Genomic DNA, 12,400 nt, shown 5'->3' on the forward strand with positions numbered 1-12,400 from the left:
TCCCCGCCCCGGGCGTCAGAGCGCGGGATCCCCAACGCCGACGAAGGAAACGCCATGACCAGGAAATCCCGATCCCAGCCCACCTCCAGCCCGGCGCGCAAGCGCGCCACCACTGCCGTGAGCCAGCCGCGGGCCGCTCCGGCCGGCGCCCAACCTTCTTCAGCCACCTTTTCCGCCCCAGCCAATTCCCAAGGAGTCCGCACCATGAGCCGCATCCTGCTGATCGATCTCGCCGAACGTGAACTGCAGGCACGCGCCCGCCTGAAGATTCGCGCAGACCACCTGCAGGCGGTGGAGAACACCAAGGAAACCTCGGGCGGCCTGAGCGTGGACCAGCAGAAGGAACTGCTGGCGCTGCGCGCCGCGCTCGACTCGGACGCACCGGTCGACGAGTTCTACCGCGCCGTCGCCTCGCAGATCGCGCGCAAGCCCTGGAGCGAACTCGCGGGCGGGAAGGATCCGGAGTACGTGCTCAAGTACGGCCTGTTCGGCTCGCAACAGACCAGCATGGAGGCCGACCTGGGCGTGCACGAGCGCGAGATCGCTTCCGTGTGCGGCCTGCTGCAGCTGGACAACCTCACCGACACCAAGAACGCCCGGTTCGTGCGCAGCGTCGCCGAGGCGCAGGGCGAGTACCGGCAGAACATCGAGCTGTTCAACGCGGCCTACGCGCAGTTCAAGGAGCGCTCGGTGGTCACGGTGCAAAGCCAGATCGACAAGGGCTCGCTCAGCGCGTCCGTCATCGGCTGCATCCGGCCCGACGAGTCGATCGCACAGCGCGTGGACACCATTGACAAGCAGGTTCCGAGCAGCGACGAGCGCATCAGCGCCGTATCCGCCCGCACCACCGCGCAGATCGTGCGACGCCTGGTGGCCGACCGCGTGACGCCCAACGACACCTGGCTCTCCAGCCGGCTGGAGACCGCCTTCAGCCTGCTGACCGGCGCCATCGATGGCGCCCCGCCCTCCGCGCTGGAGATCGACCTGCCCGACCTGGAGGTCGCGGTCGATGTCGACATCATCAAGGAGAACCTGCATGCCGTCCAGGCGATCTACTTCTCCTACCAGCTGGAGGAGATGCGCATGTACCAGGTGGTCGAGCGCATCGTCGAGCTGTTCCGCCAGGGCTTGCTGCCGCTGGGCCGCGGCCGCGTGGGCGACTACCTCTACAAGTACTACCAGAAGGCCGGCGAGCGCATCACCGAGAGCGAGCGGCGCGACCTGTATTTCCGCTGCTTCGGGGCGCCCGGCGGCAATCCGGGTGCGGGCGAGCCCAACCGCGATTTCAACGAGCTGTGGCTGCGCTTCCTCTCGGCCGTGTCCAGCTTCGCGCGGCAGCTCACGGTGGACCGCCTCCTGCGCAGCTCGGTGCCGATGGCGGTGTCGCAGGAGCAGGTGCGCAAGGCCGGCCGCGACCTGGGCGCCAACCTCTCGCGCAACGGCTACGGCATCGCCTACAACGCTGCGATCGAGATGCAGCAGTCGATCCTGGAATTCCGCGATGTGCTCACCGACCCGGACCTGCGCAACGTGTTCGGCGCGCGCGACATGTGGCAGGTGATCGACCTGGTCAACGCCAACTACCTGGGTGGCACGCGCAACACGCACCGCTTCCGCACGCAGTCGCGCAACGGCGCCATCATCGTGCGCTGGATCGCGAACCACGTGCAGCAGCTGTCCAACGTCGCCGGCCCGGTGCTGCAGATCGACCAGATCGTCAATCCGCAGATGTTCCGTGTGGACCCCGATCACAAGCCCACGGTGGACCCGACCGACTGGGACCTGGTCAACGCCTGCGAACAGTGGCTCGCCGTGGGCGGCGTGCAGGACCAGAGTGTCGAGCAATACGCGCAGCCGATCGAAGCACCCATCACGTCCAGCCGCCCCATCGGCATGCCGCAGTTCGCCCGCGACGCGCTCGATGCCGCCGGCATCAACCTGCCCGCATGACGGACCACGGAGAACCATCATGCATGTGACCGAACGAACCCCCCGGCCGATGGCGGAACACGTCGTGAGGTCCCTGCGCAGCGCGTCGGCCGCGCTGGGCGTGCAGGACCCGACGCCCTTGCTGGACGGCCTGATCCGCCGCAGCTTCTCGCGCCCGGACGACGACATGAGCTACGCGCACAACCACCTCGCGCCCGGCGCGGTGGCCTATGAGCCCTCGTTCTCCGAAACCGAGCCCCGGGCGCTGCGCTTCACCATCGAGCCGCTGGGGCCTGACGCCTCGCCGCTGGCGCGGCGCGACGAAGCCACGCGCGAGATGCGCCGGCTGGTCGGCCCCGCCTTCGGGCGCGACAGCCTGCGCTGGTTCGACACGCGCAGCGAAGCGTGGCGCGGCTTCTCCGGAATGAACTGGATGAACTACGGCGCCTGGTTCGGCAGCGCGTTCGACGAGGACGGCCTGTACGCGACCAAGATCTACTACGAGCTCGCGCCCCAGCAGGTCGAGGCGCTCGCACCGTCGCTGGCGCGCCTCACGCGCGAAGTGATGGAAGTGATGCCGCGCCTCGCGCCCATCTTCACCTCCATCGGCTGCAGGAAGGACACCGGAAGCCAGCGCGTGACCTTCATGCACCGTGGCCCGCTGGCCCTCAACACCCTTGGGCCGCTGATGAACCACCTGGGCATCGGCCACCAGTTGCCCAGCCTGATGCGCACCGTCGGCGTGGCGCTGGGCGGCCGCTTCGAGCTGCCGCAGGGCGCGGTGCTGATCGGCATGCGGGAAACGCAAAGCGGCGTCGAGCTCAAGCTCGAAGTGCTGCTGGCCGCGCTGCCGGACCTGCCGGTGCGCTTTCTCGACCTGCTGCGGCTGGGCCTGGCGGAGCGGCCGCGCCAATTGGGCGCGCTGGACCGCTGGCTGGGCGCGTTCGGCGTGGAGGACGCGAAGGAAGGCGGCAACTTTTCGGTGCTGTCGGTGCGCGTCACGCCCAAATCCAGCGCGCGCATCAGCCTCTACGTGCGCCCGATCGAGTTCGAGTTGCGCGACACGATCGAGGAACGGTCGCTCGCCTGAACGCGGGCCCTCAAGAATCACCCATAGCAACCGAGGAGAGCTCGATGCAAGCCCCCGCCACCAAACCCCCGGTCAGCGCCGAAACCCTGAACGCCGCGCGCGACAAGGTGCGCGCGCTGCTGGAGAGCAGCGAAGCCTACGCGCAGATGCCGGAAGACAAGCGCAAGGCACTCGCGCACGACCTGGTGCAGGTGGGCGCGTTCCTGGCCGAGCCGGGCATGCGCGTCGCGCCCCAGCACATGAGCTCGGACGTGCTGGCACTGGCGCAGGCCGACGGCTCCACCAACATCAAGGACCAGCCGAAGTTCGGGCAGGCCGTGAGCACCGGCGTGGAGCAGGCGGTGGCGCTGATCGAAGGCGTGAACTTCCCGGCTTTCGTCAGCGGCCTGATCGAAGGCGTGTTCCATTCGATCGTGAAAAGCTCGATCGAGCAGATGGAGGCCTACGGCAAGCTCGTGGCCGACGTGTCCAAGAGCCTGAACCAGTTCCGCGACGACAACACCACCGCCAACCAGGGCCGCGACCAGCTGGTGGACCAGTTTCCCGACCTGTTCGAGATCCAGATGCCGGGCGGCGACGACCCGTTCGGCGGCTTCGGTGACTCCGCGCCTGCAGGCCCGCGCGCAGTGCTGCGCGAGGGCGTGAACGAAAGCGCCGCGGTTGCGCGCGTGAACGCCTCGTTGCCGCTGGACAAGCCCATCACCAAGCTCGACGACGAGCTGGTGGAAGCCTTGCTCGTGCCCGCCGCGCGCACGCAGATCGCGACCGGCCGCCAGCAACTGCTCGCGACCATGGTGATGATGGGCATCAACCGCATCGTGGTGACCGACGGAAAGATCCAGGCCAAGGTGATGTTTGACTTTCAGGCGAAGGACAACCGGCGCTACCAGGCCAGCGCCAGCCAGTTCGACTACGCGAAGGACGCCTACGGCAACCTGCAGAAGACGCGCGGCTACGAAGGCGAGCACGAGAGCGGCTCCAAGGGCGGCAGCTACACGCGCGACAAGGACGGCGCGGTGTCCAGCGACAGCGCCGGCTACTACAGCAAGGGCACGTACAAGTACTCCGAGAAGCCGGTCATCACCGCCATGAGCAGCTCGCGGCTGGCGGACGACTCGTCCCTGCAGACCAAAGCGTCGCTGCTGGGCAACGTGGAGGTGAACTTCAAGAGCGACTACCTGCCGCTGGAGAAGATGGCCACCCCCGAAAACATCGCGGCGATCCAGATGAACGCGCAACCCGGGATGGTGAAGAACATGGCGGCGCGGCCGCAACGGCCCGCCGCGCCGCCGGCCACGGCCACCGCACCCGCACCTGCCGCCTGACACAGTTCACCCAGATACCGGAGAACAACCATGGCGGCCGCTGCCACGCTTATCGGCACACCCCTGCAGGGCCCAGACGACGCGACGCTGGACGCCGTCCGTCCCGAGGTGCGCACCCTGCTGGAACGCTCGCCCGGTTTCGCCGGCCTCCCGGCCGCGCAGCAACGCGATATCGCGCAGACCATGGTGCGGGTGGCGGCGTTCATGGCCAACCCGCATGGCCTGGCGCGCGAGGAGTTCGAGAACCCGCAGCTGATCAAGGAAGTCGCCGCGGCAGCCGCGGCGCCGCGGGAGCCCACCGCGCAGGCACTGGCGGGCGTCGACGATGCAAAGAACAAGGCCTCGTCCAAGATCGGCACCTTCGCCGGCGCCGACTTCAAGGCCGGCGCCTTGCAGCAGGGCACGCAGGAGTTCAAGAACCTGGTGGGCGCGGTGGACTTCCCGGCCTTTGTCGGCGGGCTGATCCAGAACGTGTTCCAGGCCATCGTCACCGCGTCCATGCAGCAGATGGAGGCCTACGGCAAGTTGCTGAAAGCCGTCGCGCAGACCGTGGACCAGTTCGCGCAGGACAACATCAGCATGAACAACGCGCGCGATTGGCTGTCGGAGAAGTATCCGGACATCCTGTCCGTGGAGACCGAAGGGGAAGACGCCGCCGGCCCGCGCCTTGCCGTGCGCGGCGAAGACCAGGACGCGGCGCTGGCGCGCATCAACCAGGAGCAGCAACTGCTCAAGCCCATCACCGACCTGTCGGACCCGGAGCAGGAAGCGCGCCTCGTCACCGCGGCCCGCACGCAGATGGCCCGCATGCGCCAGCAGATGCTGTCGTCGATGGTGCTGCTGGGCATCAACCGCATCGTCGTGACCGACGGCCTGATCAACGCCAAGGTGATGTTCGATTTCCGTGCCAGCGACCAGGCAAAGCGCCGGGCGAAGGCGTCGCTGTTCGACCGCGAGTCCAGCAGCAATAGCAACACCACTGCCGCGTCCATCGGCCTGCCCTGGGGCGGCGCGGGCACGGTGAACACCAACGAGCAAAGCCATGTGACGACGGTGCAGTCGTCGGTGGATGAGAACAGCGAATCGAAGGCCGAGCTGAAGGCCAAGCTCACCGGCGAGGTGCGCGTGAATTTCAAGAGCGACTACTTCCCGATGGAGAAGCTCGCCTCACCCGGCATGATCGCCTCCATCCAGGGCAATGCGACGCCGTTCGACCCGAACCCGCCGCGCCCGGCCGCACCTGGCGCGACGGCGCCCGCGCGCGCCACCGTCTGAGCCGCCATGGACAGCGCCGTCCTCATCCCGCTCGAAGACGCCGTCCCCGCGGCGGCGCAGGAGGACCCGCGCAGCGAGTCATACACCGAAGCGTCCAGCGAAGCGATCTCGCTCGCCCTGGCCCTGCAGCAGGCGCAGGAATGGACGCCGCAGATCCTGAGCCTGGCGCTGGCGTCGCTGGGTGACATCGACCTGCCCGCACCGGCCGCGCCGCCGCGCGATGCCAACGTTTTGTCGGTGCTGCCCACGCTCTACTGGGTGCAGGGCCTCGACCAGGCCGGGCTGTTGAAGGCGGCCGACACGGTGGCCGCGCTGTGGAGTAGCGGCGCGATCACCGTGTCGCTGCTGGACCGCGGCCAGGCCTTGCAGGGCTACTGGAAGAAGCGGCGCGAGCGGCTCACCGCTGACGAGCGCACCCACCTGCTGGGCCTGGTGTTCGACGCGCGCGATTTCGAGCCCGCCATGCGGCGCCTTTGCGACGCCTTGATCGCGCTCGCCGACAACGCGGGCCGGCATGACATCCGCGAGGAAGTCGGATTGCAGCAAGCTGCGTCGGTGCTGCTGGACCTGTGCGGCTCGCGGCTCGAGGGCGCGCCCACGATGGCGGCGGCCGACCTGTTCGCGCAGACGCGCGCAGCCGTCGACCTGCTCTCGGCGCGCGCGCTGCAAACCGCCTTCGCCGTGCGCGACTTCTACAGCCTGATCGAGCTGGGCGACCGCGCGGCCGGCCGGCCGATGGGTCGTGCGCGACGCCTCGCCGAGCGCGCCCAGGCGGGCGCGGCCGTCCTGCGCTGGCTGGCTGTGGCCGCCGCGCGGCAGTTCGCGATCGACCCGCGAGCGGCGGAATTGCAAACCCTGATGGGCGATGCGCAGCGTTGGCTGTTGAACAGCGACACGGGCCCCGCCCTCCCGGAGCCCGGCCATGAATTCGGTCGCTTCGCCACCGCGGGTTGACGCGCCCGGCGTGCTGTCGCCGCCTCCCGTGTGGCTGCGGGCGGCGGTGCGCGACGTGCTGAGCGAAACGCGCAGCTACACGGAGCTGAGCCCCGAGGACCGCCGCGGCCTGGCGCAGGCGATGGTGCGTGTGGGCCAGCTCGCCGCCGACTGCGTCGCCGAAGAACGCGAGGCGCAGGCACAGATCGAGGCGGCCCCCTCGAAGCCAGGCCATGCGGCGCAGCCGATGGCGAAGGCACTGGCCGACCAGCCCGGCTTCGGCGAATCGGCACGCCGCATCGGCGACATCACCCGCGACACGCTGCAAGCCATCTCGTTCCCACGTTTCGTCACCGATCTTTTGAACGGCGTCTTCCGCGCCATGAACGACTCGAGCCAGGCGCAGCTGCAGCAGTACCTGCAACTGCTCAACGCCGTCTCCAGCACGGCGAGCGGCTTCGAACAGACGCAGACCAGCGAGATCCAGGTGCGCGCCTGGCTGGTCGACCACTTCCCCGACAGCTTCGAGATGGACCTGCCCGAGCCGCCGGAGCCGGGCGACCCGCCGCCCGACCCGGAGGACGTGGAGCCGCCCCGGCTGCGGCTGCGCGCGGGCGCCTCCATGCCGCCGGCCGACGGCTTGCGCGCCGCGCTGGGCGTGGAGCCGAACCAGGAGTTCAACGCGAGCAACCCCGAGGCGCTGGTGCCGCTCGCGCGCCGCCAGCTCGCGCGGCAGCGCCAGCAGATGCTGGCGACGATGGTGCAGATGGGCATGCAGCGCATCATCATCGACGCGGGCAAGATCAACGCGTCGATGCGCTTCCACATCGACACGCGCAGCGCCGCCAACCAGGACCAGGGCAACCAGTTCAGCATGCAGAACCGCGTGCGCGCAGCGGGCAGCTTCGGCGCCGGACCGTGGGGCGTCAGCGCCGAGGTGGAAAACACCATCGCCTTCGTCACCACCAACCGGCAACAGACCACCGAAGAGATCAACACCAGCGCCGACCTCAATTCGTCGGTGGAACTGCACTTTCACACCGACGCCGTCCCGCTCAACCGGCTCGCCGCGCAGGCCCAGGCCGACCGGGTGCGCGGCGCCAGCCTCAACCCCGACCATGAAGCCGAGCTGGCGGCGGGCCGCGCGACCACGGAGCGGCTGGCCGGCGCGCGCACCGCGGAAGAGTCGCGCCGCGGCGGCGTGGACGGCGCCGTGCGGTCGGCCACGCCGCCGGCCCTGTCCACCGAGCCCCTGCGCGTGCCGGCGCCGGGAAGCAACCCGGCAGCGACGCCCGCGCCGACACCTGCCCCGACGCCAACCCCTACACCGGCTCCCACGCCTGGGCCTACGCCCGCGCCCACCGTCCATTGAAGCGCGCCATGCTCCCCGCGTTCAGGCCAGCGGGTGGCGATCCGCGTCGTCACCGTGGCGCTGCAGCTTCGAGTCCGCCTGAGCCAAATACCACTGCGCGCGAGCGATCAGCTCGCGCGGCGAGAGCTGGCTCGCGTCCTCGCCGCCCACCGGCCGGTACGCGGGCTGCGCCTCGGACACCTGCAGCGGCCGGATCTGCCACTGGACCGGAGCGGTCGGCACGGGCGCGCTGTTGCGCCCCACGGCGCTGTCGGCGATCTGTTGGTAGAGGGCCATGGTCTCGCGCATGGGCTCGATCGCGAGTTCCTTGCGCAGCGCGTTGCGGCACAGCTCGAATTGCTGCAGCGCCAGCGCGCGCTGGCCGTGCAGCATGAAAAGGCGCATCAGTTCCCGGTGCACGTCCTCGCGCAGCGGGTCGCGGTCAAGGATGGCCTGCCCATGGCCGATCGCGGCGGCGTAGTCTTGAGCAAGGGTGCTCACCTGCATCAGGCGCGCCAACGCGTTGAATAGGGTGCGCCGGTGCATTTCACGCACCCGCAACGCCCAATCGTCGGTGAATCCGGCCAGGATGTCGTCGCGGTACATCGCCACGCCGCGCCGCAGCTGGTCGATGTGCGACGCGTCCAACTGGTCCATCGGCTTGGCCAGGCCCGGGGCGACCAGCCGCGAGAACTCGTCCACGTCCACCCGAAGCTTCGCCTCCACCGGCAGGCCCACGGCCCCTCGCTTGTCGCACACCACGATCTCGTCCTGCGCCAGGGGCGGGCGCGCAAGCGCCTTGCGAAGACGCCAGAGCGCGGTGTTGAACGATTGCAGGCTGCCGGTCTCGGCCTGGTCGGGCCAGAGCGCGGTGAGGAGTTCGCCGCGGGCGAAGAAGCGGCCTCGCGCCAGCGCCAGGTAGGCCAGCAGGCTGCCGGGCCGGCCAGAGAGGTCGATGGATGGCCAAGGAGCCGGGCCGTCGCAATTGGCGACGGACAAATGCCCGAACAGGCAGAGATACAACATGGTTCCTCCGAGATCGTTGTCGCTCTACCGCCGGGCCACTCCGGCCGACGTGTACTCCCTCCTGGTCACCAGACTCCGCCGAAGTACGCAGGGGTAGTACTTGTACACGGCGCCGAGCCGGTTGTACCCTGTCAACCTTCACAGTCGCGGTTACGAAACGTGATGCACCGGAGTCCGGGCGAACTGGCGGTTACAAACTGGTCAAAAAAGCAGCATCCCGGGCCGAAATCGCGGACCCGCGACAATAGGGCGCTGTTGCTGGCCGGAAATGGCCCTCACAGCCCCTTTCTGTCCCGTGTACGCCCGGCGCGTACCCATTTGCGAATTCGACCCATGGCAAGCCTCACCCACCTCGAAGAATCCCGGCGCCGCCGCACCTTCGCCATCATTTCCCACCCCGACGCGGGCAAGACCACGCTGACGGAAAAGCTGCTGCTGTTCTCCGGCGCGATCCAGATCGCCGGCAGCGTGAAGGCGCGCAAGGCGTCGCGCCACGCCACGTCCGATTGGATGGAGATCGAAAAGCAGCGCGGCATCTCGGTGGCGTCTTCGGTCATGCAGATGCTCTACCGCGACCACGTGATCAACCTGCTGGACACCCCCGGCCACAAGGACTTCTCGGAAGACACCTACCGCGTGCTCACCGCCGTGGACTCGGCGCTGATGGTGATCGATGCGGCGAACGGTGTGGAAGCGCAAACCCGTCGCCTCATTGAAGTGTGCCGCCAGCGCGACACGCCCATCATCACGTTCGTCAACAAGATGGACCGCGAGGTGCGTGAGCCGCTGGACATCCTGGACGAAGTCGAGCGGGAACTCGGCATGCCCTGCGTGCCGATGACGTGGCCCGTGGGCCAGGGCAAGACCTTCGGCGGCATCATGAACCTGCGTAGCAAGGCGATGACCGTGTTCGAGTCCGGTTCCGAGCGCCGGCCCCAGGATTTCGAGACCATTCCCCTGTCGGAGCGCGAAACGCTGTTGAAGCGCTTCGGCCATGAATTCGAAACCGCCGAGCAGAGCATGGAGCTGGCTGTCGGCGCTTCGCCGACGTGGGACCACGCGGCCTTCCTGGCGGGCAAGCAAACGCCGGTGTTCTTCGGCTCCGGCGTCAACAACTTCGGGGTGATGGAAGTGCTGGAGGCGCTGGTCGACCTGGCGCCTTCGCCGGGCCCACGCACCAGCCAGCTGATGGTGAACAAGCAGCCGGTCGTGAAAGTGATAGCGCCCGACGACCAGAATTTCTCCGGCGTGGTGTTCAAGGTCCAGGCCAACATGGACGCCAATCACCGCGACCGCATCGCCTTCGTGCGCATGGCCTCGGGCAAGTACAGCCCGGGCATGAAGCTCAAGGTCCAGCGCACGGCCAAGGAACTGCGGCCGACGTCGGTCGTCACTTTCCTCTCGCAACGCCGGGAAGCAGTGGACGAGGCCTACGCCGGCGACATCATCGGCTTCACCACGCACGGCGGGGTCCAGCTGGGCGACACCATCACCGACGGCGCGAACCTGCAGTTCACCGGCCTGCCGTTCTTCGCGCCGGAACTGTTCATGACCGTGATCCTGAGGAACCCATTGCGTACCAAGCAGCTGCAACAGGGCCTCGCGCAGTTGGGCGAAGAAGGCGCGATCCAGGTGTTCCGGCCGGAGATCGGCGGGCCGATGCTGCTGGGCGCCGTCGGCCAGCTGCAGTTTGAAGTGGTTCAGCACCGGCTGAAGGCCGAATACGACGCCGACATCCGGCTGGAAGGCTGCCAGTACACAGGTGCACGGTGGATCACAGCCGACACCCCGGCCGAACTGCGCGCCTTCACTGACGCCTATCCGCAACGGATGGCGCTGGACGCGGCCAACGCGCTGGCCTTTCTCTGCACTTCGCCGTATGACGTGCGGCTGGCGCAGGAACGATTCCCCAAGATCCACTTCCATCCGTTGCGTGAACACGCCGGACTGGCGCTACAGAACGCCGGTTAGCGCGCGGTCACGGCCATAATGGCCGATACCAAAATTGCGGAGGCGGCGATGAAAGTGTTCACCCTGGCAGGCTTGCGCGCGCTGGCCACCACCATGCTCGCGGCATCGCTGCTGGCCGCCTGCGGCGGCGGCGGCAGCAACGCCGGGGCCTGCGTCAGCGGCAGCGCCGCGGTGTGCGCCGGAGACAACTCCACACCTGCGACACCGGCACCGGTAGCCAGCACCGGCTCCGACGCGGTGGCCAACGTCTGCACGGCCGACGGCATGAAAGCGTTCACGCGCGCCTACCTGGACGAGGTTTACCTGTGGTACGGGGAGATCCCGGCCGTCAATGCAGCAAGCTACAGCAACCTGGACGACTACTTCTACGCCCTGCTCACGCCCCAGCTTGACGCCACGGGCCAGCTCAAGGACCGGTTCAGCTTTGTCGTCAGCAGCGCCGATGCGGATTCGCTGCTCACGGGCAACAACATCGGCTACGGCGTTCGCTGGGAAACCGATGCACAGGGGCGGCAACGCGTGGCGTTCGTCGATGCCGGATCGCCCGCGCTGGCCGCAGGCCTCGTACGCGGGGGTGAACTGGTCCAGGTTCTCACGCCGGGTGCGTCGTGGTTCCCCAATGCATTGGCCACCATCACGTTCACCTACCGCGACGCCCCCGGCGGCTTGGCCCGCAGCATCACCCTCACATCGGCGCCGGTGCAGGAAGACCCGGTGCCCCTGGTGCAGACGCTCACTTCGGGGGCCGGGCGCAAGGTTGCCTACCTGCTGTTCAACGCTCACACCAGTGGCGCCCAGGACCAGCTGATCCCTGCCGTCCAGTCGGCCCAGGCCGCAGGCGTGCAAGACCTGGTGCTGGATCTGCGCTACAACGGCGGTGGCTATCTCTACACCGCGATGACGCTGGGCTCCATGATCGCCAGCAGCGCGGCGGACGGGCGCGTCTTCGAGCAGCTGCGTTTCAACGACAAGCGCGGGGCCGATACCGAAGCGTCGACCACGTACTTCTCGGGCGCGGTCCAGTACGGAGAACCGGGTTCACCCGAAGGGACGTTGCTGCCGCGTCTCGCATTGCCTCGGGTCTTCGTACTCACCACCGGCGGCACCTGCTCGGCCAGCGAGGCCGTGATCAACAGCCTGCGCGGCGTCGGCGTCGAGGTCGTCATCATCGGCGGCACGACTTGCGGCAAGCCCTATGGCTTCAGCCGGCGCGACAACTGCGGCACGGCCTACTTCCCGATCGAGTTCCAGGGCGTCAATGCCGTGGGCTTCGGCGATTACGCCAGCGGCTTCGCGCCCACCTGCTCGCTGCCCGACGACTTCGACCATGCACTGGGCAACCAGAGCGAGCGCCTGTTGTCCGCCGCGCTGAAGTACATCGACACCGGCGCGTGCCCGGCGCCGACCGCCGCGGCCCCGCTGTCCTCGCGCAGCATGTCGACCGCGCCTCAGAGCACTTCGATGCGCGGCAAGGTACTGCTGCCGCCGCGCCGTTGACCG

General features: G+C 68.3%; 10 protein-coding genes. 8 read left to right on the forward strand and 2 right to left on the reverse strand.

The window, feature by feature from the left end:
• A partial coding sequence (locus EEB15_RS34355; protein WP_233259700.1) for a hypothetical protein occupies window positions 1-206 on the reverse strand: 206 nt, incomplete at its 3' end.
• Between EEB15_RS34355 and EEB15_RS31220 the strand changes: the two genes are divergently transcribed.
• Genes EEB15_RS31220 through EEB15_RS34045 form a run of 6 tightly spaced genes read left to right on the forward strand, consistent with a single transcriptional unit; the run spans window position 205 to window position 7,924 of the window.
• A complete protein-coding gene (locus tag EEB15_RS31220) occupies window positions 205-1,950 on the forward strand; it encodes a hypothetical protein (protein WP_141513894.1) in 1,746 nt (581 codons plus the stop codon). The two genes, EEB15_RS34355 and EEB15_RS31220, sit on opposite strands and share 2 nt — an antisense overlap.
• 25 nt (window positions 1,951-1,975) lie before the next feature.
• Window positions 1,976-3,019 carry a hypothetical protein gene (locus EEB15_RS31225; RefSeq protein ID WP_233259701.1) on the forward strand — a complete coding sequence of 348 codons (1,044 nt, stop codon included), beginning with the start codon at window positions 1,976-1,978 and terminating at the stop codon, window positions 3,017-3,019.
• A 44-nt stretch (window positions 3,020-3,063) separates the two neighbouring features.
• On the forward strand, window positions 3,064-4,344 hold the full coding sequence (locus EEB15_RS31230; RefSeq protein ID WP_141513896.1) for a hypothetical protein: 1,281 nt from the start codon (window positions 3,064-3,066) through the stop codon (window positions 4,342-4,344).
• 30 nt (window positions 4,345-4,374) lie between these two features.
• Window positions 4,375-5,619 carry a hypothetical protein gene (locus EEB15_RS31235; RefSeq protein WP_141513897.1) on the forward strand — a complete coding sequence of 415 codons (1,245 nt, stop codon included), beginning with the start codon at window positions 4,375-4,377 and terminating at the stop codon, window positions 5,617-5,619.
• A 6-nt stretch (window positions 5,620-5,625) separates the two neighbouring features.
• Window positions 5,626-6,573, forward strand: coding sequence for a hypothetical protein (locus EEB15_RS31240; protein ID WP_141513898.1), 948 nt, complete (start codon window positions 5,626-5,628; stop codon window positions 6,571-6,573).
• A complete protein-coding gene (locus tag EEB15_RS34045; RefSeq protein ID WP_199236679.1) occupies window positions 6,542-7,924 on the forward strand; it encodes a hypothetical protein in 1,383 nt (460 codons plus the stop codon). The genes EEB15_RS31240 and EEB15_RS34045 overlap by 32 nt, the downstream gene beginning before the upstream one ends.
• A gap of 21 nt (window positions 7,925-7,945) precedes the next feature.
• Here EEB15_RS34045 and EEB15_RS31250 read toward each other — a convergent pair whose 3' ends face one another.
• Window positions 7,946-8,929, reverse strand: a complete 984-nt coding sequence (locus EEB15_RS31250) for a BTAD domain-containing putative transcriptional regulator (RefSeq protein WP_141513899.1) — start codon at window positions 8,927-8,929, stop codon at window positions 7,946-7,948.
• A gap of 333 nt (window positions 8,930-9,262) precedes the next feature.
• On the opposite strand from EEB15_RS31250, the gene EEB15_RS31255 reads away from it, so the two are divergent.
• Together EEB15_RS31255 and EEB15_RS31260 are read left to right on the forward strand one after the other, a co-directional pair.
• A complete protein-coding gene (locus EEB15_RS31255; protein WP_141513900.1) occupies window positions 9,263-10,900 on the forward strand; it encodes a peptide chain release factor 3 in 1,638 nt (545 codons plus the stop codon).
• Window positions 10,901-10,948: 48 nt separating this feature from the next.
• A complete protein-coding gene (locus EEB15_RS31260; RefSeq protein ID WP_158290290.1) occupies window positions 10,949-12,397 on the forward strand; it encodes a S41 family peptidase in 1,449 nt (482 codons plus the stop codon).
• Window positions 12,398-12,400: the final 3 nt, after the last annotated feature.

The organism is Ramlibacter sp. WS9 (assembly GCF_003797765.1).
Lineage (GTDB): Bacteria > Pseudomonadota > Gammaproteobacteria > Burkholderiales > Burkholderiaceae_C > Ramlibacter.

What these genes read in the sequence shown, in the direction of transcription:
- EEB15_RS31220 (WP_141513894.1), top strand. Translation starts at nt 205, where the DNA reads ATGAGCCGCATCCTGCTGATCGATCTCGCCGAACGTGAACTGCAGGCA.
- EEB15_RS31230 (WP_141513896.1), top strand. Translation starts at nt 3,064, where the DNA reads ATGCAAGCCCCCGCCACCAAACCCCCGGTCAGCGCCGAAACCCTGAAC.
- EEB15_RS31235 (WP_141513897.1), top strand. Translation starts at nt 4,375, where the DNA reads ATGGCGGCCGCTGCCACGCTTATCGGCACACCCCTGCAGGGCCCAGAC.
- EEB15_RS31240 (WP_141513898.1), top strand. Translation starts at nt 5,626, where the DNA reads ATGGACAGCGCCGTCCTCATCCCGCTCGAAGACGCCGTCCCCGCGGCG.
- EEB15_RS34045 (WP_199236679.1), top strand. Translation starts at nt 6,542, where the DNA reads ATGAATTCGGTCGCTTCGCCACCGCGGGTTGACGCGCCCGGCGTGCTG.
- EEB15_RS31250 (WP_141513899.1), bottom strand. Translation starts at nt 8,929, where the DNA reads ATGTTGTATCTCTGCCTGTTCGGGCATTTGTCCGTCGCCAATTGCGAC.
- EEB15_RS31255 (WP_141513900.1), top strand. Translation starts at nt 9,263, where the DNA reads ATGGCAAGCCTCACCCACCTCGAAGAATCCCGGCGCCGCCGCACCTTC.
- EEB15_RS31260 (WP_158290290.1), top strand. Translation starts at nt 10,949, where the DNA reads ATGAAAGTGTTCACCCTGGCAGGCTTGCGCGCGCTGGCCACCACCATG.